16 protein-coding genes are annotated in these 26,901 nt (G+C 68.5%); 14 read left to right on the top strand and 2 right to left on the bottom strand.

Annotated elements, in window-relative coordinates:
* Positions 1-421: 421 nt before the first annotated feature.
* From hpnD to WS70_RS31165, 11 genes are all read left to right on the top strand, one after another.
* Positions 422-1,270 (top strand): presqualene diphosphate synthase HpnD, encoded by an 849-nt coding sequence (gene hpnD, locus WS70_RS31215; protein WP_059597226.1) that lies wholly within the window; start codon positions 422-424, stop codon positions 1,268-1,270.
* Positions 1,271-1,274: 4 nt separating this feature from the next.
* Positions 1,275-1,607, top strand: coding sequence for a hypothetical protein (locus WS70_RS33360; RefSeq protein WP_059597225.1), 333 nt, complete (start codon positions 1,275-1,277; stop codon positions 1,605-1,607).
* Between the two features lie 11 nt (positions 1,608-1,618).
* Positions 1,619-3,610 (top strand): squalene--hopene cyclase, encoded by a 1,992-nt coding sequence (shc, locus tag WS70_RS31205; protein WP_059597224.1) that lies wholly within the window; start codon positions 1,619-1,621, stop codon positions 3,608-3,610.
* 6 nt (positions 3,611-3,616) lie between these two features.
* A complete protein-coding gene (locus WS70_RS31200) occupies positions 3,617-4,324 on the top strand; it encodes a phosphorylase (protein WP_059472347.1) in 708 nt (235 codons plus the stop codon).
* Positions 4,325-4,372: 48 nt separating this feature from the next.
* On the top strand, positions 4,373-4,846 hold the full coding sequence (locus WS70_RS32260; protein ID WP_162499010.1) for a hypothetical protein: 474 nt from the start codon (positions 4,373-4,375) through the stop codon (positions 4,844-4,846).
* Between the two features lie 300 nt (positions 4,847-5,146).
* A complete protein-coding gene (glnH, locus tag WS70_RS31190; RefSeq protein ID WP_059472311.1) occupies positions 5,147-5,899 on the top strand; it encodes a glutamine ABC transporter substrate-binding protein GlnH in 753 nt (250 codons plus the stop codon).
* 64 nt (positions 5,900-5,963) lie between these two features.
* Positions 5,964-6,620, top strand: a complete 657-nt coding sequence (gene glnP / locus WS70_RS31185; protein WP_059597742.1) for a glutamine ABC transporter permease GlnP — start codon at positions 5,964-5,966, stop codon at positions 6,618-6,620.
* Positions 6,617-7,345, top strand: a complete 729-nt coding sequence (gene glnQ, locus WS70_RS31180) for a glutamine ABC transporter ATP-binding protein GlnQ (RefSeq protein WP_059472310.1) — start codon at positions 6,617-6,619, stop codon at positions 7,343-7,345. The genes glnP and glnQ overlap by 4 nt, the downstream gene beginning before the upstream one ends.
* Before the next feature lie 12 nt (positions 7,346-7,357).
* The gene (locus WS70_RS31175; protein ID WP_059597720.1) at positions 7,358-8,428 is read left to right on the top strand and encodes a C45 family autoproteolytic acyltransferase/hydolase; all 1,071 of its coding nucleotides are present in this window, start codon (positions 7,358-7,360) and stop codon (positions 8,426-8,428) included.
* On the top strand, positions 8,425-9,771 hold the full coding sequence (locus tag WS70_RS31170) for an aspartate aminotransferase family protein (protein WP_059597721.1): 1,347 nt from the start codon (positions 8,425-8,427) through the stop codon (positions 9,769-9,771). The genes WS70_RS31175 and WS70_RS31170 overlap by 4 nt, the downstream gene beginning before the upstream one ends.
* A gap of 42 nt (positions 9,772-9,813) precedes the next feature.
* Positions 9,814-10,377, top strand: coding sequence for a carboxymuconolactone decarboxylase family protein (locus WS70_RS31165; RefSeq protein WP_059472307.1), 564 nt, complete (start codon positions 9,814-9,816; stop codon positions 10,375-10,377).
* A gap of 117 nt (positions 10,378-10,494) precedes the next feature.
* Here WS70_RS31165 and WS70_RS31160 read toward each other — a convergent pair whose 3' ends face one another.
* Positions 10,495-11,487 (bottom strand): MlaA family lipoprotein, encoded by a 993-nt coding sequence (locus WS70_RS31160; RefSeq protein ID WP_059472306.1) that lies wholly within the window; start codon positions 11,485-11,487, stop codon positions 10,495-10,497.
* A 1-nt stretch (position 11,488) separates the two neighbouring features.
* Positions 11,489-14,122, bottom strand: coding sequence for a hopanoid transporter HpnN (gene hpnN / locus WS70_RS31155; protein WP_059472305.1), 2,634 nt, complete (start codon positions 14,120-14,122; stop codon positions 11,489-11,491).
* A 586-nt stretch (positions 14,123-14,708) separates the two neighbouring features.
* On the opposite strand from hpnN, the gene WS70_RS31145 reads away from it, so the two are divergent.
* The 3 genes from WS70_RS31145 (at position 14,709) to WS70_RS31135 (ending at position 26,899) form a co-directional block, all read left to right on the top strand.
* The gene (locus WS70_RS31145) at positions 14,709-16,265 is read left to right on the top strand and encodes an acyltransferase domain-containing protein (protein WP_059597722.1); all 1,557 of its coding nucleotides are present in this window, start codon (positions 14,709-14,711) and stop codon (positions 16,263-16,265) included.
* Between the two features lie 102 nt (positions 16,266-16,367).
* Complete coding sequence (locus WS70_RS31140) at positions 16,368-22,787, top strand: SDR family oxidoreductase (RefSeq protein ID WP_108034109.1); 6,420 nt, start codon at positions 16,368-16,370, stop codon at positions 22,785-22,787.
* Positions 22,784-26,899: a cytochrome P450 gene (locus WS70_RS31135; RefSeq protein WP_059597724.1), complete on the top strand. Its 4,116-nt coding sequence runs from the start codon at positions 22,784-22,786 to the stop codon at positions 26,897-26,899. Before WS70_RS31140 ends, WS70_RS31135 begins: the two co-directional genes overlap by 4 nt.
* The last annotated feature ends 2 nt before the right edge of the window (positions 26,900-26,901 follow it).

Here is a 26,901-nt window from a genome sequence, read left to right as displayed (position 1 = left end):
TGATGAGGGCGGAACAAAGTCATCAGGCAGTGCATCGATTGAATTCGATCGATCATCAATCCACGTTCAATCCGACGAATTGAGACTTTGCGAAGCAGAATTTCTCGCAGACCTCCAATCTCCGTCGCGCTTCCGTCCCCTATTCATCACGATGCCCACGCCCGCCCCGCCCGCAAAACCGAACCACTCGCCCGCACCGCGCACGAGAACGCACCACACGACGCCGTCCGCCTGTATTCGACAGCCGAACCGGGCGGCAGCGACCCTTAAAGATTGCTATACTCTCGCCCAATTCCGGTTTCCCGCCGGTAATTTGTGCCTGTCTGCGCCCATCGTTCGCGCATCTCGCACGCATTTACCATCCCCCAGCCGGGCATGGCTTCTTCAATCGCCCCGCGAGGGCGCCTTAGCGGAGCTCGTCTTGGCCGTTTCCAATCTCGTCGTGGACGATAACGAAACCGACGCCGCTGCCGTCACATCGGGCAGCTCTTTCTATCTCGCGATGCGCATCCTGCCCGCCGAGCAGCGCGACGCGATGTTCCAGGTCTACGCGTTTTGCCGCGCGGTCGACGACATCGCCGACGAAGGCGGCCCGCGTGCCGAGCGCGCGGCGCAGCTCGACCGCTGGCGCGCGGACATCGACGAATGCTACGCGGGCAAGCCGCGCGCGTCGCTCGTGCCGCTTGCGCGCGAGATCGGGAAGTTCGGGCTGCGTCGCGAAGACTTTCACGCGATGATCGACGGGATGGCGATGGACGCCGCCGAGGACATCTGCGCGCCCGACGAAGCGACGCTCGACCTGTACTGCGACCGCGTCGCGAGCTCCGCAGGCCGGCTATCGGTGAGGATTTTCGGGATGCCGGACGAGTCCGGCCGCGTGCTGTCGCACCACCTCGGACGCGCGCTGCAATTGACGAACATCCTGCGCGACATCGACGACGACGCGGCGATCAACCGCTGCTATTTGCCGCGCGAGCTGCTCGCGCGCGAAGGGATCGCGATCACCGATCCGCAGACGATTGCGCGCGATCCGAAGCTGCCGCGCGTCTGCGCGACGCTCGTCGAGCGCGCACGGCGGCACTTTGCGCAGGCCGACGCGACGATGGACGCGTCGCCGCGCGCGCAGGTCCGCGCGCCGCGCATCATGTCGGGCGCATATCGCCTGATTCTCGAAGCCGCGGTCGCACGCGGCTTCGCATCGCCGCGCGCGCCGCTGCGCAAGCCGCGTGCGCGGATGCTGCTGCTCGTGGCGCGTTACGCGCTGTTCTGATTCGATGCGGGAGACCGCCGACGCGGGCGGCGCGCGCTTGTCCGGCCGCACCGCAACGTTCGAACGGCGGCGCGCACGGCGCGCTGCATCGCAACCCGCCGCCGCGTGCGGGCAGCGCCGATCCTGTCGCACGCGACGCATGGCGATCGGAACCGGCGTCTGCGTCGCGCCGACGGCTCGCCGCGCGGCGCCCGCGCGGCGAATGCAACGTCCCGGCACGCACACGCGCGTGTCGAACCTGGTGCTCGCGGGCGCTTGGACGGCCGCAGGCCGGCCCGCGACGAACGGGCGCGCGCTTCGTCCAGGCGAGATCGCCCGACGCGCGCGCCGGCAATAAGAGAGGGACCGATGAACGACATGACCGAAATGCACACGCTCGACGCAACCGCTGCGTCCGCCGCGCCTGCCGTGACCGCCGGCCTCGACGCCGCCGTCGCGCGCGCGACCGACGCGCTCCTCGCCGCGCAGAACGCGGACGGCCACTGGGTGTACGAACTCGAAGCCGATTCGACGATCCCGGCCGAATACGTGCTGCTCGTCCACTATCTCGGCGAGGAGCCGAACGTCGAACTCGAGCAGAAGATCGCGCGCTATCTGCGCCGCATCCAGCAGCCGGACGGCGGCTGGCCGCTCTTCACGGACGGCGCGCCGAACATCAGCGCGAGCGTGAAGGCGTACTTCGCGCTGAAGGTGATCGGCGACGATGAGAACGCCGAGCACATGCAGCGCGCGCGTCGCGCGATCCATGCGATGGGCGGCGCGGAGACCTCGAACGTGTTCACGCGGATTCAGCTCGCGCTGTACGGCGTCGTGCCGTGGTATGCGGTGCCGATGATGCCGGTCGAAGTGATGCTGCTGCCGCAGTGGTTCCCGTTCCATCTGTCGAAGGTGTCGTATTGGGCGCGCACCGTGATCGTGCCGCTCCTCGTGCTGAACGCGAAGCGTCCGGTCGCGAAGAATCCGCGCGGCGTGCGCATCGACGAACTGTTCAAGAGCGCGCCCGTCAACACGGGTTTGCTGCCGAAGCAGCCGCACCAGAGCACTGGCTGGTTCGCGTTCTTCCGCGCGGTCGACGGCGTGCTGCGCCTCGTCGACGGCCTGTTTCCCCGCTACACGCGCGAGCGCGCGATCCGGCAGGCGGTCGCGTTCGTCGACGAGCGCCTGAACAGCGAGGACGGCCTCGGCGCGATCTATCCGGCGATGGCGAACGCGGTGATGATGTACGCGGCGCTTGGCTATCCTGAAGATCATCCGAACCGCGCGATCGCGCGCCGGTCGATCGAGAAGCTGCTCGTCGTCGGCGAAGACGACGCGTATTGCCAGCCGTGCCTGTCGCCTGTCTGGGACACGTCGCTCGCTGCGCACGCGCTGCTCGAGACGGGCGACGAGCGCGCGCGCGGCGCGGCCGTGCGCGGCCTCGACTGGCTGATTCCGCGGCAGATCCTCGACGTGCGCGGCGACTGGATCTCGCGCCGTCCGCACGTGCGTCCGGGCGGCTGGGCGTTCCAGTACGCGAACCCGCACTATCCGGACGTCGACGACACGGCGGTCGTCGTGATGGCGATGGACCGCGTCGCGAAGCTCGATCAGTCGGATGCGTATCGTGAGCAGATCGCGCGCGCGCGAGAGTGGGTCGTCGGCATGCAGAGCAGCGACGGCGGTTGGGGCGCGTTCGAGCCGGAAAACACGCAGTATTACCTGAACAACATCCCGTTCTCGGATCACGGCGCGCTGCTCGATCCGCCGACGGCCGACGTGTCGGGCCGCTGCCTGTCGATGCTCGCGCAGCTCGGCGAGACGAACGCGTCGAGCGAGCCCGCACGGCGCGCGTTCGACTACATGCTCAAGGAGCAGGAGCCGGACGGCAGCTGGTACGGCCGCTGGGGGATGAACTACATCTACGGCACATGGACCGCGCTGTGCGCACTGAACGCGGCCGGCCTCGGCCACGACGATCCGCGCGTGAAGCGCGCCGCGCAATGGCTTTTGTCGATTCAGAATCAGGACGGCGGCTGGGGCGAGGACGGCGAAAGCTACAAGCTCGACTACCGCGGCTACGAGCGTGCGCCGAGTGTGTCGTCGCAGACGGCATGGGCGCTGCTCGGCCTGATGGCGGCGGGCGAAGTCGACAACCCGGCCGTCGCGCGCGGGATCGACTATCTGCTCGGCGCGCAGCGCGAGCACGGCCTGTGGGACGAGACGCGCTTCACCGCGACGGGTTTCCCCCGCGTGTTCTATCTGCGTTATCACGGCTACCGCAAGTTCTTCCCGCTGTGGGCGCTCGCCCGCTATCGCAACCTGAAGCGCGCGAACACGACGCGCGTGACGGTCGGGATGTAACGGTCGATGGCTGGTTCCGGCCATTCGGCCGCGCCCGTGATCGCCGTCGCCGGGATGGCGTTCGAGGCGCGGATCGCGCGCGGCGAGGGCGTCGAAGCGGTCTACGCGGCGCGTGCAGACCGGCTCGAGCGCGCGCTCGCCGAAGCGGCCGATGCGCGCGGCTGCGCCGGCGTCGTCAGCTTCGGCACGGCGGGCGGTCTCGCGCCCGATCTCGTGCCGGGCGTGCTGATCGTCGCCGATGCGGTCGACGGGCCGTTCGGCGTACTCAATACCGATTCCGCCTGGAGCGCGCGCATCGTCGCCGCGCTCGCCGGCACGCCGATCGCGCCGCGCATGCGGCGCGGCACGCTTGCGGCGGTCGGCGCGCCCGTCGTCGACGCGCGCGAGAAGGAATCGCTGCATCGGACGAAGGGCGCGCTCGCGGTCGATATGGAATCGCATATCGCCGGTGCGTTCGCGGCGGCGCGCGGTGTGCCGTTCACGGTGTGCCGTGCGATTGTCGATCCGGCGTGGCGCACGCTGCCGAAAGCCGCGACGGCCGGACTGCGCGAAGACGGCAGCACGGCGATCCTGCCGATTTTGTGCGAGCTTGCGAAGCAGCCGTCGCAGCTCGGCGCGCTGCTGCAGGTCGCGGGCGACGCGCGCGCGGCGCGCTCGACGCTCGTTCAGGCGCGGCAAGCGTTCGAACGCGCGGGAGCGTGGCGGATCGGCTGAGCGCGAATTGCGGGTTGTCGCTTCGGTTGCGTTGTCGCAGGGCCGGCGATGCGACCGCATTTCGCGCAGCGGCGCGGCGCGAATTGGTTCGTCGTTCGAAGCGATCGCGATGAATCGTTTTCGCGCCGCTTGTCTTTGCTTGGTTCGGCGATGTGGGACGTAAGCTGTTGCTCCCCGCTCCCCGCTCCCCGCTCCCCGCTCCCCGCTCCCCGCTCCCAGCCTTCTGCTTTTCGTCCCCGCTCCCAGTCCGAAGCCGAAGCCGAAGCCGAAGCCGAAGCCGAAGCCGAAGCCGAAGCCGAAGCCGAAGCCGAAGCCGAAGCCGAAGCCGAAGCCGAAGCCGAAGCCGAAGCCGAAGCCGAAGCCGAAGCCGAAGCCGAAGCCGAAGCCGAAGCCGAAGCCGAAGCCGAAGCCGAAGCCGAAGTCAGCGATTCGCAGTCCCGATCTCCGGCCATCATCGTCGCTTGCGCGGGCCGCCGTCGCTGTCTCGTGCCGTGCGCGCCGCTCCCTATGCTCTGCGGTTAGCCTGCCGCAGGCCCCGGTTCGAATCGGTCCGACCCCGGCCGAAGTCCCCATTCCGCGCTCGCGTCAGCCGGCGCACCGGGCAAGCCCGCCATCCTTCCCATCGCCCGATCGATCCTCCCACCTAGGGTTTTTCGCGACGCAAATTCCTGTTGCTTTCTTTTTTGGCGGCGTAGCATCCTTCGTGACAACACATGTTGCACTAATTACAATAATGACATCGCGTGTTGCGGTGCGGCTGGTGTTCGTCGCTGTTCCCCGGCCAGATCGGGGCATCGCCACTCATTGCGGAGAAGATACATCATGGGACGCCGTTCGTTCATCAAGACAGTCGTCGCAGTCGCGCTCGTCGGCGCGAGCCTCGCCAGCGCACAGGCGAAGGATCTCGTCGTCGGCACCGACACCTCGTTCATGCCGTTCGAGTTCAAGCAAGGCGACAAATACGTCGGCTTCGATCTCGACCTGTGGGCCGAGATCGCGAAAGACGCGGGCTGGACCTACAAGATCCAGCCGATGGACTTCGCCGGCCTGATTCCGGCGCTGCAGACGCAGAACATCGATGTCGCGCTGTCCGGAATGACGATCAAGGCGGAGCGCAAGAAGGCGATCGACTTCTCCGATCCGTACTACGACAGCGGCCTCGCCGCGATGGTCCAGACGAACAATACGACGATCAAGTCGATCGACGACCTGAACGGCAAGGTGATCGCCGCGAAGACGGGCACCGCGACGATCGACTGGATCAAGGCGCACCTGAAACCGAAGGAGATCCGACAGTTCCCGAACGTCGATCAGGCCTATCTCGCGCTCGAAGCCGGCCGCGTCGATGCCGCGATGCACGACACGCCGAACGTGCTGTTCTTCGTGAACAACGAGGGCAAGGGCCGCGTGAAGGTCGCGGGCACGCCGGTGAGCGGCGACAAGTACGGGATCGGCTTCCCGAAGGGCAGCCCGCTCGTCGCGAAGGTCAACGCCGAGCTCGCGAAGATGAAGGCCGACGGCCGCTACGCGAAGATCTACAAGAAGTGGTTCGGCTCCGAGCCGCCGAAGTCCTAAGCGGTGAATCAGGCCGGCGCGGCGTGTTTTGCCGCGTCGATCGGAACTCAATCGGGAGTTGGATGTGCAATTCGACTGGTCAGCGATATGGGCTGCATTGCCGGACTTGATGGACGGCGTGAAGCTCACGGTTTTCATCGCATTTTTCGGGCTGGCGGGCGGTTTTCTCGTCGGCATGGTTGCCGGCATGTTTCGCGCGTACGGCCCTGCCTTGCTGAACGTGCTCGCGCAGGTTTACATCGAATTGATCCGCGGCACGCCGATCGTCGTGCAGGTGATGTTCCTCTATTTCGCGCTGCCGCTGCTCGCGCATATCCGGATCGACGGCCTGACGGCCGCGATCGTCGCGATCACGCTGAACTCGGGCGCGTATCTTGCCGAGGTCGTGCGCGGCGCGTTGCTTTCCATTCCTCAGGGTTTGACGGAAGCAGGGCTTGCGATGGGGCTGTCGATGCCGCGCGTGCTCGTGAAGATCGTCGGGCCGCTCGCATTCCGCCGGCTGATTCCGCCGCTCGGCAACCAGTGCATCGTCAGCCTGAAGGACACGTCGCTGTTCATCGTGATCGGCGTCGGCGAGCTGACGCGCAAGGGGCAGGAGATCATCGCCGGCAATTTCCAGGCGGTCGAGATCTGGACCGCGGTCGCCGTGATCTATCTCGTGCTCACCGGCGTGATGACGCTCACGCTTCGCTTCGTCGAGAGAAGGATGCGCATCTTATGAGCATGGTCGAATTCCGTAATGTGTCGAAGAGCTTCGGTCACGTGCCGGTGCTGAAGGACATCAGCCTGTGCATCGACGCGGGCGAGGTCGTGGTCGTCGTCGGGCCGTCGGGCTCGGGCAAGTCGACGATGCTCCGCTGCATCAACGCGCTCGAGAAGATCACGGGCGGCGATCTGCTCGTCGACGGGCAGAGCGTGAAGGGCAAGGCCGCGGTGATCCACAACATCCGGCTCGAAGCCGGGATGGTGTTCCAGCAGTTCAATCTGTTTCCGCAGATGACCACGCTCGAGAACGTGATGTTCGGGCCGATCCAGGTGCGCGGCGCGTCGCGCGCGCAGGCGCGCGATCAGGCGATGGCGCTGCTCGACAAAGTGGGCCTCGAGGCACGCGCGAACCACTATCCGTCCGAGCTGTCGGGCGGCCAGCAGCAGCGCGTCGCGATCGCGCGCGCGCTCGCGATCAAGCCGAAGCTGATGCTGTTCGACGAGCCGACATCGGCGCTCGACCCCGAGCTGCGCCACGAAGTGCTGAAGGTGATGCGCGATCTCGCGAACGAAGGGATGACGATGATCGTCGTCACGCACGAGATCGGCTTTGCGAAGCAGGTCGGCACGCGGCTTTTGTTCATGGACCAGGGCGGCATCGCCGAGGACGGTGATCCGAGATCGTTGATCGATCATCCGCCGACGCCGCGCCTGAAAGATTTTCTCAAACACGTTTCGTGATCAGGACAACAGATGAAGTTTCTCAAGCCCGTCGGCGTGGCGGGTCCGCCGCATGACATCGGCCGGCAGCTCGGCGAGCTCGCCCGGCCGGTGATGGATGCGTACGTCGCGCAGAGCAGCGCGTGGCGCGCGGTCGCGCGCTGGCGCGGCCATCCGTTCGTCGCCGAGCTGCGTCGCGCGGCCGAGACGGCGTTTCCGGCGCTCGTCGCCGAGCTCGACGGGCTCGCGGCCGGCCTCGGCTGGCATGCGGAAGACGTGTTCGTCTGGAACTGCCGCGGCGAGCTGATCCACAACGCGCCGGACGGCTGCACGACGCTCGCGTTGCGCACGCCGCGCGATCGGATGATCGCGCACAACGAGGATGGCGATCCGCATCTGCGCGGCAAGTGCGCGCTCGTCGACGTGCGGCCCGACGGCAAGCCGGGCTTCGTCAGTTTCTACTATCCGGGATCGCTGCCGGGCCATACGTTTGCGGTGAATCGCGCGGGGCTCGTGCAGGCGATCAATAATGTCCGCATTCGCCGTCCGGCCGCGGGTGTGCCGCGGATGATCCTCGCGCGCGCGGTGCTCGACGCGCTGTCGCTCGGCGACGCGCTGCGCATGCTGTGCGACACGCCGCGCGCGAGCGGCTTCCATCACACGCTCGGCTGCGCGGGCGAGCGGCGCGTCGTCAGCGTCGAGGCGAGCGTCGCGCGCACGTCGGTGCTCGACATCGACGGCGTGTCCGGCCACGCGAACCATCTGATTCATCCGGGGGGCGACACCGAAGCGCAGATCGTCACCGCGTCGTCCGCCGATCGGCAAGCGCGCCTCGCGCAGCTTCTGCCGCCGCTCGAAGGGACGGTCGACGCGTCCGCGCTGTGGCGCGTGCTCGCCGACCGCGCGGGCGACGGCCTGCCGATCTATCGCGACGATCCGAACGATCCCGACGACGAGAACACGCTTGCGACCGCGCTCTTCTCGATCGGCGACGACGGCGTCGCGTTCGAGGTGCGCGAGCAAGGCTCGGTGCGCTTTCAGCAATTCGTGCCGGTGGACGCGCAGCGTCCGCCGGCGCTTCGACACGAAGAAGGACACGCATGACCACCGTATTTCATCGCGCGCCGCGCGCGAACCTGCCGGTCGCGGTCGCGGGCGACGGCATCGAGATCATCGATTCGACCGGCAAGCGCTACATCGACGCGTGCGGCGGCGCAGCCGTATCGTGCCTCGGGCACAACAATCAGCGCGTGATCGATGCGATCAAGCGGCAGGCGCAGCAACTGCCGTACGCGCACACTTCATTCTTCACGACGCAGCCGGCCGAAGCGCTCGCGGACCGGCTCGCCGCCGCCGCGCCGGCGGGGCTCGAGCACGTGTACTTCGTGTCGGGCGGATCGGAAGCGATCGAAGCCGCGCTGAAGCTCGCGCGTCAGTACTTCGTCGAAAAGGGCGAGCCTGCGCGCCGGCATTTCGTCGCGCGCCGACAGAGCTATCACGGCAACACGCTCGGCGCGCTCGCCATCGGCGGCAACGCGTGGCGGCGCGCGCCGTTCCTTCCGCTTCTGATCGAAGCCCATCACGTGAGCCCGTGCTACGCATATCGCGAGCAGCGCGCGGACGAAAGCGAAGCGGCGTTCGCGCAACGTCTTGCCGACGAACTCGAAAGCAAGATTCTCGCGCTCGGGCCGGATACGGTCGCGGCGTTCGTCGCGGAGACGGTCGTCGGCGCGACGGCGGGCGCGGTGCCGCCCGTGCGCGAGTATTTCCGCAAGATCCGCGCGGTGTGCGACAAGTACGGTGTCCTGTTGATCCTCGACGAGATCATGTCGGGGATGGGGCGCACCGGCCATCTGTTCGCATGCGAAGAGGACGGCGTCGCACCCGACCTCCTGGCGATCGCGAAAGGGCTCGGTGCCGGCTATCAGCCGATCGGCGCGACGCTCGTCAGCGACGAGATCTACCGGACCATCGTCGGCGGTTCGGGCTTCTTTCAGCACGGCCACACGTATATCGGCCACGCGACCGCATGCGCGGCCGCGCTCGAAGTGCAGCGCGTGATCGCCGAGGATCGGCTGCTCGACAACGTGAAGGCGCGCGGCGAGCAACTGCGTGCGCTGCTGCGCGAGCGCTATGCCGATCATCCGCACGTCGGCGACGTGCGCGGCCGCGGGCTGTTCGTCGGCGTCGAGCTCGTGCGCGAGCGCGACACGAAGGCGCCGTTCGAGCCGCAACTGAAGCTCAACGCGATCGTCAAGCGCGAAGCGATGCGGCGCGGGCTGATGGTGTATCCGATGGGCGGCACCGCCGACGGCGATTCGGGCGATCATATCCTGCTCGCGCCGCCGTTCATCTGCACCGCGCAGCAGATCGGCGCGATCGTCGAGCGGCTCGCGGGCGCGATCGAGGCGGCGCTCGCATCGATCGGCGCGGCAGCCGTGCGTTGATGCGCGGCCGCCCATGCGCACCCTTTGCTCCGGTGAACCGACATGACGAAAACAAAGAAGAGGCTTCCTGAATTCCAGCGCGAGACCGCGACCGACGAGCAGAAGGCGGTGCTCGACGAAATCCTGAGCGGGCCGCGCGGCAATCTGAACGGGCCGTTTCTCGGCTGGATCGCGAGTCCCGAGCTCGCGCAGCACGCGCAGCGGCTCGGCGCGTTCTGCCGGTATCGCACCGGGCTGCCATTGCGGCTGTCGGAGCTCGCGATCCTCGTGACGTCGGCGCGCTGGCGCTCGCAGGCGGAATGGCACATCCATCATCCGATCGCGCTCGATGCAGGCGTGCCCGCCGCGGTCGCCGAAGCGATCCGAACCGGCACGGCCCCGGCGTTCGACGACGCCGACGATGCGCTGATCTTCCGCTTCGCGACCGAGCTGTACGAGACGAAGCGCGTATCCGACGCGACGTACGACGCGTCGGTCGCGCGCTTCGGGCGCCAGGTGATCGTGAGTCTCGTCGCGCTGCTCGGCTATTACGCGCTCGTCGCGATGACGTTGAACGTGTTCGAGATGCGCGCCGACGGGCAGACGGCGCTGCCGTTCGCCGAATAGCCGGAGGAAAAATGAAGGAACGATGAGGCGGGCGGCGCGCGTTCGTCGCGTCCGCACAAGACAACGGCGGCAGTTTCGGACTCGAAACGGCCGCCGTGCCGATGAGCGGAGTGTGCGTCAGTTCGTCGTCGACGGGGCCTTCGCATCCGGCGCGGATGCCGGCGCTGCGGCGGAAGCCGCCGATGCGGGCGCGGACGCCGATGCGGGCGCCGGCGCGGACGCTGCAGCCGGCTCCGCCGCTGCGCCGCCGCTCGCGCCGGCATTGCCGGGATCCTGATACTGCGGCAGCCCGGCCGGCTCGCGCCCGCCGCCTTCAGCGCCGCCGCCCGCGCCCTCGCCCGGATCCTGATACTGCGGCAAGCCGCCCGGCGCGCTGCCGCCCTTGCCGTCCGCCGGCGCGCCGTCGGGCTCGTTGTAGTTCGGCAGCGATTCCTCCTCGCTCCTGCCGTGATACGTGAGCGAGCGGCGCTGCTGCACGTACGCGTCGCGAACGAACGAGTACTTGTCGAGCGCGGCCTGCTGCAGCAGGTCGCTCGCGCCGAGCAGATCCGAACGCGCGCTGATGAATTGCGCGATGTACATCGGATTGCGTGCGGCGGGTTCGATGTAGTTCAGCAGATTGAAGCGGACGTCGACTGCGCGGCCGACGCCGTCGCGGAACGAGCTCGGCCCGAAGACCGGCAGCACCAGATACGGGCCCGCCGGCACGCCCCAGCGCGCGAGCGTAAGCCCGAAATCCTGGTGGTGCTTCGGCAGCCCGGCGAGCGTCGCGACGTCGATCAGCCCGGCGACGCCGAACACCGAGTTCATCGCGACGCGCATCACGTCCTGCGTCGCGTCGGTGATCCGGAGCTGCAGCAGGTTGTTCGCGATGTTGCCGAGATCGCCGAGGTTCGAGAAGAAGTTGCTGATCGCCGTGCGCAGCGGCGTCGGCGTCACCTTCTGATAGCCCTTCGCGATCGGCACGGCGATTGTCTGGTCGACCGCGTCGTTGAACTTGAAGACCGCACGGTTCATCGGTTCGAGCGGATCGCCGGGGTGGCGGTTGGGGCCGGTCGCGCAGCCGCTCGCGAGCAGGCAGGCGGCGAGCGCCGACGCGGTAATTCGCATCTTATTCATCGATTCCTTGCAATTGATTCGTCACGCGCTTCGTGCGCGGCTTGCCCATCAGCACGGGCTGGAACACGACGGCGCCGATCAGCGTGCACGACAGCGCGAGCGCGAGGAGGCGCCCCATGCTCGCCGTGCCCGGATGATGCGACAGCCACAGGCTGCCGAACGCAGTGGCCGTCGTCGCGGCGCTGAACAGCACCGCGTGCGTGAGACTCGACTGCAGCAGGCCCGTCTGGCCCGCGCGCCATGCCATCACGAAATACACCTTGAACGCGACGCCGACGCCGAGCATCAGCGGCAGCGCGATGATGTTCGCGAAGTTGAGCGGCATCCCGAACAGCACGCACAGCTCGAGCGTCACGACGCCCGACACGAGGAGCGGCACGAGCGTGCGCAGCACGTCGCCGAAGCGGCGCAGCGTGATCCACAGCAGCACCGTGATCGACACGACCGACAGCGCGGCCGCTTGCAGGAACGCGCGGATGATCGTGTCGGCCGAGTGCAGGATCGAGATCGGACCGCCGATCGCGCCTGGCTCCGCCGCCTTCACGGCCTTCGCGAAGCGGCGCAGCATCGCATCGTCGCCGGGATCGACGCCCTTCGGCACCTTCGGCGAAATCTGCACGAGCGCGCGGCCGTCCGGCGCGATCCAGTCGCGCGCGATCTGCGGCGGCAGGTTCTCGCGCGTGATCTCCGACGGCTGCAACAGCATCGCGAGCTGATTCAGCGCGATCTTCAGCGGCGCGGAGAACGCGTTTTCCGCGCGGTCGCGCGTCGCACTGTCGGCGGCGGCGAGCTTCGCGAGCGATTCGGACAGATGCTTCGCGGCCGCGGCGCCCGGGCCCGGGTAATCCTCGGACGCGTATTCGAGCAGATTCGACGCGCGCTTCAATGCCGCGACGCGCTGCGCGTCCGACACGGGCGCGGCGGCCGGTTGCGTGAGCGCGGGCAGCAGATCGCGCGCGGCCGCGGCGATCGTCGCGAGCTTCGGCGGCTGCGCGTCGGGGATGAACGTCGACAGCGTCGTCGTGCGGCCGACTTCCGGCAGCGCTTCGAGACGCTTCGCGGCGGCGTCGGCGGCCGCGAGCGACGGCGCGAGCATCGACACGTCGTTGACCGACGCTTCCGGCGAATCCTTCAGCGCGAGCAGCGTCGCCATCGATTCGCTGCCCGGGTCCTTCAGGTGCAGCGGGTTGAAGTCGAAGCGCAGGTGCGTGAGGAGCGGCAGCGCGCCGATCACGACGGCAAGCGTGCCGATCAGGATCGGCTTGCGATGGTGGTCGAGATAGTCGTCGACGGGCGCGAGGCGCGGAAAGCCGGGCGGCTTGCGCTCGCCGGGCGGCGCGAACAGCTTGATGAGCGCGGGCAGCAGCGTCATCGTCGTGAAGAGCGCGACGAACATCCCGACGCCCGCGATCAGGCCGAGCTCCGACACGCCGCGATACGCGGTCGGCAGGAACGAGAAGAAGCTCGCGGCGACGGCCGCCGTCGCGAGCGTGAGCGGCATGCCCATCGCGTGCGCGGCGCCGACGAGCGCGTGCTCGAGATTCGGCGCGCGGTGGCGCTCCTCGCGGTACTTGACGCCGTACTGGATCGCGAAATCGACGCCGAGGCCGACGAACAGCACCATGAACGCGACCGAGATCATGTTCAACGAGCCGACCATCATCAGCCCGAGCGCGGCGGTGACGACGAGGCCGACGAACAGCGTGACGAACACCGACGCGATCATCCGCTTCGAGCGCAGCGCGATCCACAGGATCACGAGCACGATCACGAGCGTCGCGATGCCGTTGACGGCCGCGCCGTCTTCGACCGATGCGAACTCTTCGTCGGCGAGCGGCTGCTCGCCCGTCAGCCGCACGACGGCGCCGAAGCGCTTGTCGAGCTGCAACGCCTGCGCGGTCGCGCGGATCGTCCGGGACGTCTGCTCGCCCGCCTTCAGTGCGCCGTAGTTGACGACGGGCTGCACGGTCACGAACGTGCGCGCGGGCTCGCGGGCCGCGTCGGTGTCGACGAGCGCGCGCCACGAGAACGCGGCCGGCTTGCCGGCCAGCACGTCGTCGACGGTCGCCGCGCTGCGCGACAGCAGCTTCGCCATCCCGGACAGCTTGACCTGGCCCGACTGCAACGGCACGCCGAGCGTCGTCGACAGCGTCGTCGCGAGGCCGGCGATGCTCGGATCCTTCGCGAGCACGTTGATGAGCGGCCGCGCGCTCGCGAGCTGCGCGGTCGTTGTCGCGACGTCTTGTTGGGGCAGGAACAGCAGGCCGTTGTGCTCGAAGAGCGGGCCGCCGCCGGGCTCGGACACCTGGCCGATGCGGCCCGCTTCGGTTTCGCGGCGCAGGCCGTCGGCGAGCGCATCGGCCGCGGCGGTCGCGAATTCGGGCGCGGGCGCCTCGACGACCGCGAGGATCGTCTGACTGCGCTGCGGGAACGCGTCATCGATCGCATCGCCGAGCGCGGCCCATTGCGGGTCGTTCTCGACGAGCTTGCTGATGTCGGTGTTGATCTTGAAATGGTGTGCGACATAGACGCTGCTGAGCGCGGCGACGACGAGCGACAGCACGACGACCCAGATAGGGCGCCGCACCGACCAGGCGACGAGTCGGACGAGGACGGAAGTCAGCATGAGGCGGCGGGTTGGGGGGCTGCGGAAAGGCAAAGTGTCCAAGTATACCGGCGCGCGGGTTTCAGAGTCGGCAAGGTTCCGGCGCATGTGAATCTCGCCGGATTGTTACGAAATAGGGTTGGAATGTGACGGAAAGCGACAGGGAGGCGGCACGAAGGCGGGTGCAGGGCTTGGGGAACGATGCGGCGTTGCGGCGGGACTATTGCGCGCGCGGCCGCCCGCCGGCGCGCGCCGATTCGTTCGCGGCGGCCGCCAATCGGCGCCGCCGCGCGTGAATATCGATTTTCAGCCGTTTAATTCAACATTTTTAACAAACGGCGCCGCGAAATTGCCTTTTGGTTCGGATCGGCGCGGTGCGACGGCATGCCTATTCGACGTGTAAATGCGCACAGAAGATATGTGGTTTGGCGAACATAGGTGTGTAAGCGTGTATGTTACTTTACGCCAATACATTATTGGATTTAAGGATTGCATATCGTCGGCGCGATGCGTAATCGAATAAATATTCAGCAGGAGGCTGAGGGGACGAATTCTAGACCGATCGACATCGGGCCGTTCGGCGTTGGTGGTGGGCAAAGGCAATCACATGGTGCAAGTTGCATTTCTGTTTCCCGGGCAAGGCGCATTCCATGCGGGCGCGACGCGGGCGTTGAGCGGCGCGTATCCCGCGGTGCAGCGGGCGATGCAAGCCATCGATGCCGTTTCCGTCCGACGGCTGCGCCGTCCGTTGCTCGCGACGCTGTGGGACGAGCACGTCGGCGTCGAGGATCTCCTGCAATACGCGCCGGATCTGCTGCAACTCGCGATCTATGCGACGTCCATCTCATACTTCGAGGCGCTGCGCGCGCGTGCGGTGCGGCCCGACGTGCTCGTCGGACACAGCTTCGGCGAGATTGCCGCGCTCACGTGCGGCGGCGCGTTCTCGATCGAGGAAGGCGCCGACATCGTCTGCGACCGGATCGACGCGCTGCGCGCGGCCGCGCCCGCCGGCGGCCGGATGGCGGCCGTGTCCGCGTCACCCGACGCGGTGCGCGCGCATCTCGCCGCATGCTTTCGCGGCGCGCCCGAAGAACGCAAGGGGCGCGTGCAGATCGCGGTCGAAAATCATGCGTCGCAGACCGTCGTATCGGGCGCGCAAGAATACGTCGATGAATTCTCGGCTTATTGCATTCGAAATAATACATCCGCGCAAATATTGAATTCGCCTTACGCATTTCATCACGACGATCTGGAAAATGCGCGAATTGAATTCGGGCGACGTCTGAAAGCTTATAGAAATAAAGCGCTCGAATATCCGGTTTATTCACCGATATTGAATCGCTATTACTCGGCAGCCGACGATCTCGGCGCGTGTCTCGCGCGCCATCTCGTATTGCCGGTCCGGTTCGGAGATGGGGTCGCAAGACTGAAAGCCGCGGGTGTCGGCGCGCTCGTCGAGTGCGGTGCGCTGAATGTGCTCAGCAAGATCGCGGTGCGCGCGCTGGGACCCGGCGCCATCAAGACCTTTCCGGGCGCGTCGAGCGTGGGAGGCGAACTCGGCGGCCTGGAGAACGTTCTCGCATATTTCAATGGGGGTAGTGTCATGAACGACGACATTCGCGCAAGCCATCTGCAACTCGATTTCGACGAGTTCTGGCGCGACAGTGGTCCGGGGATCGTCGAGAAGATCAAGGGCGAGCTCAAGCGTTACTTCGACGCGCGGGGGCTGCAGGCGACGCCCGCGCCGCAAATCGTGACCGAACGCGGCGGCGCGGCCGGTTTCGCGCCGGCCGCGCATGCGGCTGCGGCGAGCGTTTCGCCGGCCGCGCAAGCGCCGGCCGCTCCAATCGTGCAAGCACCGGCCGCGCCCGCCGCGGCCCCGACCGCGCACGTGCCGCGCGACCGGCTCTTCACCGAGCTCGTCGCGATCTACGCGGAAGCGATGGAGTATCCGGTCGAAGTGTTCACCGAGACGGTCGAGCTCGAAGCGGAGCTTGGGATCGATTCGGTCAAGCAGACCGAGATCATCCAGCGGATCACCGCCCGCTACGGGCTGCCGCCGCTGCCGGCGAACTTCCGCGCCGGCGACTTCAAGGCGATGGGGCAGATCGTCGACTTCGTCCATGAACACCAGGGCAAGGCGGCGGCGCTCGTCATGAGCTGAGCGCCGCGCACGCACCGCGCGCCACGAGAAAAACGAGAGGAGAGGGCCGGATCAGACGGAGAGTCTCGTCCGAATGTTTGGTAATCCTGACCACTGCGATTTATGTCGAATTCCTATCTGAAGGGGAAACGGGTTCTGGTGACGGGCGGGGCAAAGAATGTCGGCAAGGCGATCTGCCGCCGCTTTGCCGAGGAAGGCGCGCATGTCATCGTCAATTTCTTTCATTCGCTCGACGCGTCGAAAGAGACCGCGGCCGAGCTGCGTGCGCTCGGCGCGACGGTCGACGTCGTGCGCGCGTCGGTTGCGCAGCCGGCGCAGGTCGAGCGGATGTTCGACGAAATCGAAGCGAAATACGGCAAGCTCGACATCCTCGTCAACAACGCGGCGTCCGGTGCGCTGCTGCCCGTCGACGACATCGACGCCGCGCATTTCGACCGCGCGCTCGACACCAATCTGAAAGGCGCGTTCTGGTGCGCGCGCCGCGCCGCGCGGCTGATGGCGCGCGCGGGCGGCGGCGCGATCGTCAACGTGTCGTCGGTCGGCTCGACGCTCGTGCCGGCGAACTATCTCGTCGTCGGCACCGCGAAGGCCGCGCTCGAATCGCTGACGCGCTATCTGGCCGTCGAGTATGCGAGCCTCGGAATTCGCGTGAACGGCGCGTCGTCGACGCTGATCGACGGCGACGTCGCCGCGCAGTTTCCCGATCCCGACAACACGAAGCGCTCGAGCATCGCGGCGACGCCGCTCGGCCGCCTCGCGACCGCGGAGGATCTCGCGGACGTCGTGCTGTTTCTCGCGTCGGATGCCGCGCGCTGGATCACCGGGCAGGTGATCGTCGCGGACGGCGGACTGTCGCTGTGCAGCGAGGCGTTGTCGCCGCGGCGCGAGTGGCGCGCGGCGGCGGATTCCGCCTTGCCGAATGGTGATGTCGCGCCATCGTCGACCGCGTTTCCGAGCCGGGCGAGCGCTGGCGCCGCGCCGGCGACGTCGGCCGCCCCGCATGATGCGGGCCTCGGCGCGCCCGACGCCGAAAGCGCGTCCGAAGACGACGCCGACGAAATCGCCGTCGTCGGCATGGGCGTCGCGCTGCCCGGCGCGAGCGACCCGGAAGCGTTCTGGCAAGCGTTGCTGAACGGCCCCGAGCTGTTCGGCAACGTGCCTCCCGATCGTTGGGATTACAGATCGTTCTATTCGCCGGATCCGTTAGCGGAGGACAAGAGCTATCAGTCACGCTCGGTGTTCATCGAGCGCTTCGAGCCCGAGGCCCGCCTGCGCGCCGAGATCGAGGCCGCCGCCGCGCCCGGCGAGTTGACGACGCTGTGGCTGCGCCATTCGCTGCGCCAGGCGCTCGACGGCGTTCGCGTTCGCGCGGGCGACCGCACGTCGTTTCTCGTCGGCTACACGGCGGACGGCAGTCAGCACCTCGAAGAAGGGATGGTGCTCGCGGCGATGCGCGCGCGGTTGCGCGACGCGCTCGACGAAGCCGGCGCGTCACCCGACGAACGTGAGCGCCGCATCGCGCAGATCGACGCGGTGCTGCGCGCGCGCTACGCACGCGGCACCGGCGAGCTGTCCGAGTTCTTTCCGCATCGCGTCGGCCTGAACGCGATGCGCGGCGTGCTGCCCGACGACGCCGAATACATGATGGTCGACACCGCGTGCTCGTCGTCGCTCTATTCGGTCGACCTCGGCATCAAGAGTCTGCTCGCCGGCAAGCACGACGTCGTCGCGTGCGGCGGCGCGTTCGCGCTCGCGCCGCGCGGCTCGATCCTGTTCTCGAAGCTGCACGGGCTGTCGAGGAGCGGCGAAGTGCGGCCGCTCGACAAGGCGTGCGACGGCGTGCTGTTCGCCGACGGCGCGGGCGTCGTGATCCTGAAACGCCTGAAGCGCGCGCTTGCCGACGGCGACCGCGTGCTCGGCGTGCTGAAGGCGTTCGGCTCGTCGTCGGACGGCAAGGGCAAGGCGATCTACGCGCCGAATTCGGCCGGCCAGCGCATCGCGATCGATCGCGCGTACCGGCAGGCCGACGTGCCGAAGGACGCGGTCGACTGGGTCGTCGCGCACGCGACGGGCACGCCTGCGGGCGACCTCGCCGAATTCCAGAGCTTGCGCGACATGCTGAAGCGCGACCGGCCGGTGTACGTGACGTCGAACAAGTCGCTCGTCGGCCATACCGGTTGGGCGGCGGGCGTTGTGTCGCTGATCCAGGTACTGCTCGCGCTCGAGCACGGCCGCATTCCGCCGCAGCATCGCTTCTCCGAGCCGCCGCAGGAATTCGACATCGACGCGAGCGGCTTCACGATTCCGACGCGGGCCGTCGACTGGCCGCGCAAGACCGATGCGGCGCGCGTCGCCGCGGTGTCGGGCTTCGGCTTCGGCGGCACGAACGGCCATCTGATCGTCGGCGAATACCGGCCGGACCTGCGTGCGTCGAAGCCTGCCGCGCGCGTCAATCGCGAGCCGCTCGCGATCGTCGGTTGGTCCGCGAAATTCCCCGGGCTCGACGGCCGCGACGCGATCGCCGCGTGGCTGAACGGCGCGAGCGCCGCGCCCGGCGCGAGCTTCGGTCTCACGTATCCGCTGCCGAGCTTCGATCGCGTGCGGATGCCGCCCGCGGTGCTGCGCGCGCTCGACCGCTGCCAGTTGATGGCGCTCGACGCCGCGCACGACATGCGCGAGCAGTTGCGCGACTACTGGGGCGCGCATGCGAACGCGATCGGCGTCGTGATGGGCCACATGGGGCCGACGCGCAACGCCGCGCTGTACGCGAGCCGCTGCTATCTCGACGACATCGCGACCGCCGTGCGCGCGAGCGTCGACGATGCGTCGCGCCCGGCGCTCGACGATGCGCTCGCGCGCGTCGCCGAAAAAACGAAGCGCCTCGTGCCGCCGACGACCGAAAATTCGTTCCCCGGCATGATGCCGAACGTGATTCCCGCGCGCGTCGCGAACTATCACGATCTGCACGGGATGAACATGACGGTCGACGCCGGGCACGCGTCGACGCTCGCCGCGTTCGAAGTCGCGTCGCGCTTCCTGAGAAGCGGCGAGCTCGACATGGTGATCGTCGGCGGCATCAACGGCAACTCGGCCGACGAAGTGCAGCCCGCGTTCGATCGGTCGCTCGCCGAAGGGATCGTGCTGTTTGCGGTGACGACGAAGGCGCAGGCCGATGCGGCCGGGCTGCCGGTGCTCGCGTGGGTCGAGAGCGACCGCGCGTTCGCGGACGCTTCCGCGCCGCAGCGCGCGCTGCGCGATGCCGACGGCCGCGAAGTCACGTACGCCGGCGCCGACGGCGCGCTCGCCGTGCTGCGCGCGCTCGTCGGCCGTGAGGACGCCGCGTCGGTCGCGTTGGGCAACGATCGCGATCGGGTGCGCTTCGGCTTGCGCGTCGATCGCAACGCGCCGCCGGTCGGCGACGAAAGCACGCGCACGCACGCCGTTTCGGATGCGCCCGGCGTGGATGCGCCCGGCGTGTCCTCGGCGGCTCCGGCGGCTCCGGCGGCTCCGGCGGCTCCGGCAGCTCCGGCAGCTCCGGCAGCTCCGGCAGCTCCGGCAGCTCCGGCAGCTCCGGCAGCTCCGGCAGCTCCGGCAGCTCCATCGGCTCCCGTTTCTTCTCACCTTTCGATATCGTCGTCGACGCCCGTTGCGGCTTCGGCATCGACGGCGCATGCCGTCGCGCCGCTCGCGCCGCTCGCGACGACCGTGAGAACGGAGTCGACGGCACCCGTTGCGCCGCCCGTTGCCGCCGCTTCGACCGAGAAGCGCGTGCCGATCCCCGCGACGCTGAAAGCGACCGACGTCGCCGCCGACGGCGAGCCGCTCGGCGTCGCCCGCTATCGGATCGATTTGCAGGAAACGCCGTGGCATGCCGGCGCGGGCGCGATCGCGTATCTGCCCGCGGGCAGCGTCGTCGTGACCGACGCGCCCGAGCTGCTCGACGGCATCGGCATGCTGCCCGCCGATCTGCTCGTGCTGTCCACTCGCACGACGACGTTCTCGCGCGCGCGGCTCGTCGTCGTCGATACGCTGGGCGAAGCCGCGCTGCGAGGGCTGATTCCCGCGGGCACGCGCCACGTGCGGCTGCTGACGTCGCTGCACACGAGCGTGCTCGCGCCGGATCGTTTGTCCGCACCGTCGCCTGGGCGGCTGAAGCTGCACGACCTCGCGTTCCTCGCGCTCAAGCAGTGCTACGACGGCGTCGCGCAACAGGGCTCGTTCATCGCGCTGCTGCTCGACGCTGTGAAGGAAGACGTGCTGCATCCGGATGCGGGGATGTTCACGGGCCTCGTGAAGGCGCTCGCGATCGAGCTGCCGAATGCGCGCTCGCTCGCCGTGCTGACAGACGACGCGGACATCCGGCAAGGCGTCGCACAGACCGAGCGCGAGAGCGGCGCGCAGCATCTGCTGCCGGTCGTCGCGCTATGCGGCGGCCGGCGTCTGACGCCGCGCGTGACGCGCGACGCGGGCGAGCTGCCCGCCGACGGCTTCGCGCGGCTCGATCCCGATTCGGTCGTCGTCGCATTCGGCGGCGCGCGCGGGATCACGGCCGAGCTGATGAAAGCGGTTGCCGAGCACTTCCAGCCGACGATCTATCTGATCGGCAGCAGCGGGCTCGACGCATACGGACCCGACGTGTTCGCGGGCAGCGACGAAGCGTTCGCGCGCCGTCGTCCCGACTACATCCGCGAGCAGAAGGCGCTCAATCCGCATCTGCCGTTGCCCGCGATCATCAAGGCGTTCGAGCGCCAGGTCGACGCGCGCGCCGCGCGCCGCAACATCGATGTGATGAAGTCGTACTGCGGCCCGAACAAGGTGTTCTATCTGCGCGCGGACGTGCTCGATGCAGGCAGCGTGCGCGCGGCGGTCGACAAGATCGTCGCGGCGGGTCAGCCGATCGATTTCGTCGTCAACGCGGCGGGCCTGAACCGCTCCGCGTCGGTCAACGTGAAATCGTTCGACGATTTCGTCGCGGTGCGCGACATCAAGATTCGCGGCTACTGGAACGTGCGCGACGCATTCGGCGCCGCGCAGCCGCGCGCGTGGTGCAACTTCGGCTCGTTCATCGGCCTGACGGGCCAAGCGGGCGAGACCGACTACGCGTCGGGCAACGATTTCCTCAACACGCAGGCCGCCTATCATCGCGCGGCGCTCGCGCGCGACGAGTTCACGATCGGCTGGACGCTGTGGCGCTCGGTCGGTCTCGGCGCGAATCCCGTCACGCGCGCGTTCCTGGAGAAGAGCGGGCTCTTCACGAGCATGCGGACCAACGAGGGCATTCATCACTTCCTGCGCGAGCTCAATCTGACCGAGCGCGCGGCGAGTTCCGTGCATCTCGGCGCGGCCGAGCGGCGCGCGATCGAGGCGCATCTGCCGACGTTCTTCGAGGCGCCCGAGTCCGCGCCGGCCGCGCGGACGGAACGGTCCGTGCAACCGCGGAGCTACGCACCGAACGTGCAAGCCGCGCCGGGCGCGCGTGCCGGGCAGCCGGCGCAGCGATCATCGCATCCGACGCCGCCGCGCGATCGTATCGCGCCGCCGCCGAGCCACGATTTCTATCTCGGCCGCGAAGTGCGCCGCACGAGCGACAGCGTGACGTTCGAGCGCATCTTCGATCTGCGCACCGATGCATACCTGCAGCACCACGTCGTGAATCGCTTCGCAACGCTGCCCGGCACGTTCGTGCCGGAGCTCGCGGCCGAGGCGGCGATGAAACTGCTGCCGGGGCTGCGCGTCGTCGGCTTCCGCGATGCCGCGTTCCGCCACTTCCTGCGCGTGTACGACGCGCAGCGGCCGAGCACGAAGCGCATCCACGCGCAGGTCGTCGGCCGCGAGGGCGATGCGGCCGTCGTGCAGGTGCGGATCACGGGGGATGTGCTCGCGCCGAACGGCCAGGTGCTCGTGCAGGACAAGCTGCACTTCGAGATCAAGGCGCTCGTCGCGCCACGCTACGCGAGCGCGCCCGTCTGGCCCATGCGGCCGGACGAGCCGCGCACGCCCGTCGCCGATCCGTACCACTTCGAATCGGCACCCGTGCGCCTGACGGGCATGTTCGTGTCGACGGCCGATACGGGCGTCACCGCGTCGGGCAAGGTCGCGCGCTACCAACTGAACGTCGCGCCCGGCGACCCGGTTTTTTCGCGCTTCGTCGTCCCGAGCATCATGCTCGACGGCCTCGCGCGCGTCGCGGTGCTGAACTACGTCGCGGGCGATTACATCCCGCTCGCCGCGCCGGTGTCGATCGGCCGGATCGATCTGTACGAAGGCGGCAACGACTGCGAACTCGCACGCCGCTACGACCGGATCGATCTGTACGCGACGCCCCGCGAGTTCGCGCTCGACGGCGCGCACGCCGGCAACCGCTTCGCCGCGGTGCGGTCCGACGGCCGCATGCTGATGGAGATGAGCGGCGTGTCGGGCGTCGTGATCGGCTACGTGCACCGGACGACCGGCGCGTACGCGACGAAGGCCGAGGTCGACGCGCTCGCCGCGCGCCTTGCAACCGAGCGGGAGACGGCATGAGCAAGCACCGCCAGGCGCCGGGGCCGCGCGGCAGCCTCGTGATGGGCAACCTCGCTGCATACAAGCGCAATCCGATTACGATGCTGCTGCGTTTGCACCAGCAATACGGCGACGTTGCGCGCAACCGGCTCGGACCGTTCGTCACGCATGCGCTCGCGCATCCGGACCACGTTCAGTACGTGTTGCAGGAGAACCATCGCAACTACGTGCGCGGGCGTTTCTACGACAACTTCAAGATGTTCTTCGGCGACGGCCTGCTGACGACCGACGGCGAATTCTGGCGCCGCCACCGACGCGCGGTGCAGCCGCTCTTTCACAAGAAGCAGGTCGACGCGCACACGGCCGCGGTCGGCGACGCGGCGCTCGCGCTCGCGCATCGCTGGAGCGCGCTGCCGCCCGGCAAGTCGATCGACGTCGTCGAGGAGATGATGCACCTGAGCCTGCGGATGCTCGGGCTGATGGTGTTCAACACCGACGTGTCGACGCATGCGGAGGCGGTGGGGCCGGCGGTGCGCTTCGGGATCGAAGCGATGATGCCGCAGGGCAACATGAACGACTTCATCCCGCGCTGGGCGCCGACGCGCTTCAATCGCCGGATCGCGCACGCGCGCCGCGCGATCGACACGATCATCGCGAAGATCATCGCCGATCACCGCGACGAACGCTGCGAGCCGAGCGACGTGATTTCGCTGCTGCTGAATGCCCGCGATCCCGACACCGGCGCGCCGATGACGCAGCAGGAAGTGCATGACGAAGTGATGACCGTGTTCCTCGCGGGCCATGAGACGACGGGCGCGGGCCTCGCGTGGGCGCTGTATGCGCTGGCGCAGCATCCGGCGGTGCTGCGCCAGCTACGCGACGAGCTCGACGCGCGCCTCGGCGGGCGCGCGCCGACCGTGCAGGACTTCGAACAATTGCCGTATCTGTCGCAGGTCGTCGACGAGGTGCTGCGCGTCTATCCGCCGATCTGGGGCTTCACGCGCGATCTCGTCGAAGACGACGAGATCGGCGGCTATCGGATTCCGGCGCGCTCGTCGGTGTTCATGTCGCCGTACGTCACGCATCGTCATCCGGCGTTCTGGCGGAATCCGGACGCGTTCGATCCGGAGAACTTCGCGAGCGAGGCGGCAGCTCGCCATCGCTTCGTCTATTTCCCGTTCGGCGGCGGGATGCGCAAGTGCATCGGCTTCCAGACCGCGCTGTTGCAGATGCGCGTGCTCGTCGCGGTGGTCGCGCAGCATTTCGATCTGAACGCGCTGCCCGGCCATCCGATCGAACTCGGCGCGACGATCTCGCTGCGGCCGGTGCACGGCATCCGTCTGGTCGTGAAGCCGCGCGAGCGTCAGCAGAGTCATCTCGCGCGCGTGCGCGAGCACGAGGCTGCACGTGCGCTGCGGCCGCTCGGCGATACGGTCGAGCCGACGGGCGCCGCGTGTCCGATGGCGGCGGCGGGCGAGATCGGCGCGAGCGCGGCGGCGGGGGCAGCGGCGGAATCGGCGCAAGCGCTCGATGTCGCGCATGCGAGCGGCCCGGCCGTGGCCGACGAGCGTGCGGCGAACCGGCAACACGCCGACGCCGCGAGGCTGTCGCTCGCGACGCCGAGCACAGCGGCGCCGCGTGATGCAGCCGCTGACGCGAGCGCCCGCGGCGTGCCCGCATGGCGCTTCACGTGGCGGCCGGCGCCCGTCGATCCGGTTCCCGATGCGCCGTCGCCCGCGTTGAGCGGCAAGCGAATCGCGCTCGTCAACGGGCGCGGCGGCACGGTCGAGCGCATCACGGCCGCGCTCGCGCGGACGTGCACGAAGGTGTCGGTGTTCGCGCCCGCAGCGAACGCCGATTACGCGGAGGCCGCGCGGACGTTCGTCAACGAAGCGGGCCCGTTCGACGGCATCGTCGATCTCGGGCTCGAAGCGCCGTTCACGCTCGACGACGCGAGCGCATGGGAAGCGCCGATGCGCCGCACGGTCGAGCTGCTGAAGGCGTGCTATGGCGACTGGGCGGCGGAGGACGATACGTCGCGGCTCTTCTACGTCGCGCTCACGTGGATGGACGGAATGATGGGTTACGGCGACGCCGCCGCCGGCGCGCAGCCGCTCGGCGGCCTGTGGGCGGGACTCGCAAAGACGCTGCCGCAGGAGCTGCCGAACTGCAACGTGCGCGTGCTCGACATCGCGCCCGACGAGACGGGCCGCGTCGACCGGCTCGTCGTCAACGAGCTCTATCGTTGGGGCTTCTTCGAGGTCGGCTACCGGCAGGGCGTGCGCTACACGCTGCACGCGCGGCGCAATGAACTGCCGCCGCTTGCCGTGGACGCGCGCGCTTCGCTCGCGCCGGGCGACACCGTGCTGTTCTCGGGCGGCGCGCGCGGAATCGGCCTGTTGTGCGCGCGTGCGCTCGCCGAGCGTCACGGCTGCACGGTGATCGTCACGGGACGCGAGGCGTCGCCTGACGGCAGCGAGCCGTGGATGGCGCTCGACGACGAAGGCTTCAAGCGATACGGCCTCGAGCAACTGCGCGCGGCGACGCCCGACAATCCGCCGAAGGCGATTCGCGCGATGCTGCAGCGGCTCAAGCGGCGGCGCGAGTTGAAGGCGGCGCTCGACGAGATGGCCGCGCTCGATTTGCCGGTTCGTTATCGGGTCTGCGACGTGACCGATCGCGCGGCCGTGCGCGCGCTGTGCGACGAGCTCGGCGATTCGCTGCGGATGGTGATCCACAACGCGGGCGTCGACCAACCGGTGCGCCTGATCCAGAAGGGCGCCGACGACTTCGCGCGCACGGTCCGCACGAAGGTGCTCGGCTTCGCGAATCTGTGCGATGCCGTCCGCACCCGGCCGCGGCTCGTGCAGTTCTGCAACGTCGGCTCGTTGACGGGCCGCTGGGGCGGAATGACGGGCGAGACCGACTACGCGGCCGCGAACGAAGGGCTCGCGCGCCTCGGTCTCTGGGCGGCGAAGCATGCGCTTCCGCCCGCGTGCGGCGTGAAGACGCTCGTGTGGCCGACATGGGAAGGCGTCGGAATGATCACGAACTTCGCAGTCACGCAGCGCTACATCACGCCGATGAACGTCGACGAGGGCGTGCGGCATTGGCTGCGCGAGCTCGCGTCGCCGGGCAGCGGCGAAGTGATGTTCATGGGCGCGGTCGGTCGCGCGCCGACGCCCGTGCAGATCAAGGGCTTCCTGCCGATTCGCGAGCTGCCGAACATCGGCGAGCTCGTCACGCGCCGGCATCACGTCGGCGAGCCGCTGCGCTTTCGGCCGTTCAAGCGCTTCGAAGGCCGCTATGCGATCGATCCGGCCGTCGCGCCATACGCGCACGCGTTCCGCTTCAACGGCCGGGCGGTGCTTCCCGCATCGCTCGTGCTCGAGCATGCGTGCGCGGTCGGCGACTGGGTGATGCCGCCGACGGGCGAGCCGCGCGACCTGAGCGAGATGACGAACGTCGTGCTGCGCCTCGACGCGCTGCCCGACGTGTCGAACGGCGGCGCGCCCGTCGAGATCGGCAGCGAGGCGGCCGGCTACATGATCGGCGATGCCTGGTGCGTCGACGTGCGCTGCAGCGACGCGCGCACGCAAGCCGAGCTGCTCAGCATGACGCTCGTCTACCGGACGGAGCCTGAGCAGATCGGCGCCGCGTATGCGCGGCCGCCCGACGCGACGCTCGAACCATCGAGGCTGACGAGCGCGCCGCACGCCGCGTGGAACGGCGATCTGCTGCCGGCGGGTGACTGGAGCGTGCCCGACGACGCGTCGGCCGGCATCGTTCGGATCGGCCGCGTGCCGCCTGCCGCGGTGCTGAGCTTGTGGACGCTGCCGTTTCCGCTCGAGCTGCGCCTGCCCGTCAATCACGTCGAGCACGTTCTGCGCGTCCTGCTCGCCGAATGGGGCGCGGCGCAATCCGACGCGCCCGCCGTCTGGCGGATCGGCGGCGCGAAGCTCGCACGGCTGCCGGCATCGTCGGCCGACGGCGTCGTCGAGTATGCGACCGGCCGCTTCGCGATGATCGACGCGCGCGGCTACGTGCTGCTGCGCCTCGACGACACGCGCGTCGACGCCGCGCAGGCGACACAGCCTGAAGCGGGCGCGCTTGCTGACCCGCTGACGGCATGACA

The organism is Burkholderia mayonis (assembly GCF_001523745.2).
Lineage (GTDB): Bacteria > Pseudomonadota > Gammaproteobacteria > Burkholderiales > Burkholderiaceae > Burkholderia > Burkholderia mayonis.
Note: the sequence above shows the minus strand (reverse complement) of the source record. Positions and strands in the feature narration are given on the sequence as shown.

What these genes read in the sequence shown, in the direction of transcription:
- WS70_RS33360 (WP_059597225.1), top strand. Translation starts at nt 1,275, where the DNA reads ATGCGGGAGACCGCCGACGCGGGCGGCGCGCGCTTGTCCGGCCGCACC.
- shc (WP_059597224.1), top strand. Translation starts at nt 1,619, where the DNA reads ATGAACGACATGACCGAAATGCACACGCTCGACGCAACCGCTGCGTCC.
- WS70_RS31200 (WP_059472347.1), top strand. Translation starts at nt 3,617, where the DNA reads ATGGCTGGTTCCGGCCATTCGGCCGCGCCCGTGATCGCCGTCGCCGGG.
- WS70_RS32260 (WP_162499010.1), top strand. Translation starts at nt 4,373, where the DNA reads ATGCGACCGCATTTCGCGCAGCGGCGCGGCGCGAATTGGTTCGTCGTT.
- glnH (WP_059472311.1), top strand. Translation starts at nt 5,147, where the DNA reads ATGGGACGCCGTTCGTTCATCAAGACAGTCGTCGCAGTCGCGCTCGTC.
- glnQ (WP_059472310.1), top strand. Translation starts at nt 6,617, where the DNA reads ATGAGCATGGTCGAATTCCGTAATGTGTCGAAGAGCTTCGGTCACGTG.
- WS70_RS31175 (WP_059597720.1), top strand. Translation starts at nt 7,358, where the DNA reads ATGAAGTTTCTCAAGCCCGTCGGCGTGGCGGGTCCGCCGCATGACATC.
- WS70_RS31170 (WP_059597721.1), top strand. Translation starts at nt 8,425, where the DNA reads ATGACCACCGTATTTCATCGCGCGCCGCGCGCGAACCTGCCGGTCGCG.
- WS70_RS31165 (WP_059472307.1), top strand. Translation starts at nt 9,814, where the DNA reads ATGACGAAAACAAAGAAGAGGCTTCCTGAATTCCAGCGCGAGACCGCG.
- WS70_RS31160 (WP_059472306.1), bottom strand. Translation starts at nt 11,487, where the DNA reads ATGCGAATTACCGCGTCGGCGCTCGCCGCCTGCCTGCTCGCGAGCGGC.
- hpnN (WP_059472305.1), bottom strand. Translation starts at nt 14,122, where the DNA reads ATGCTGACTTCCGTCCTCGTCCGACTCGTCGCCTGGTCGGTGCGGCGC.
- WS70_RS31145 (WP_059597722.1), top strand. Translation starts at nt 14,709, where the DNA reads ATGGTGCAAGTTGCATTTCTGTTTCCCGGGCAAGGCGCATTCCATGCG.
- WS70_RS31140 (WP_108034109.1), top strand. Translation starts at nt 16,368, where the DNA reads ATGTCGAATTCCTATCTGAAGGGGAAACGGGTTCTGGTGACGGGCGGG.
- WS70_RS31135 (WP_059597724.1), top strand. Translation starts at nt 22,784, where the DNA reads ATGAGCAAGCACCGCCAGGCGCCGGGGCCGCGCGGCAGCCTCGTGATG.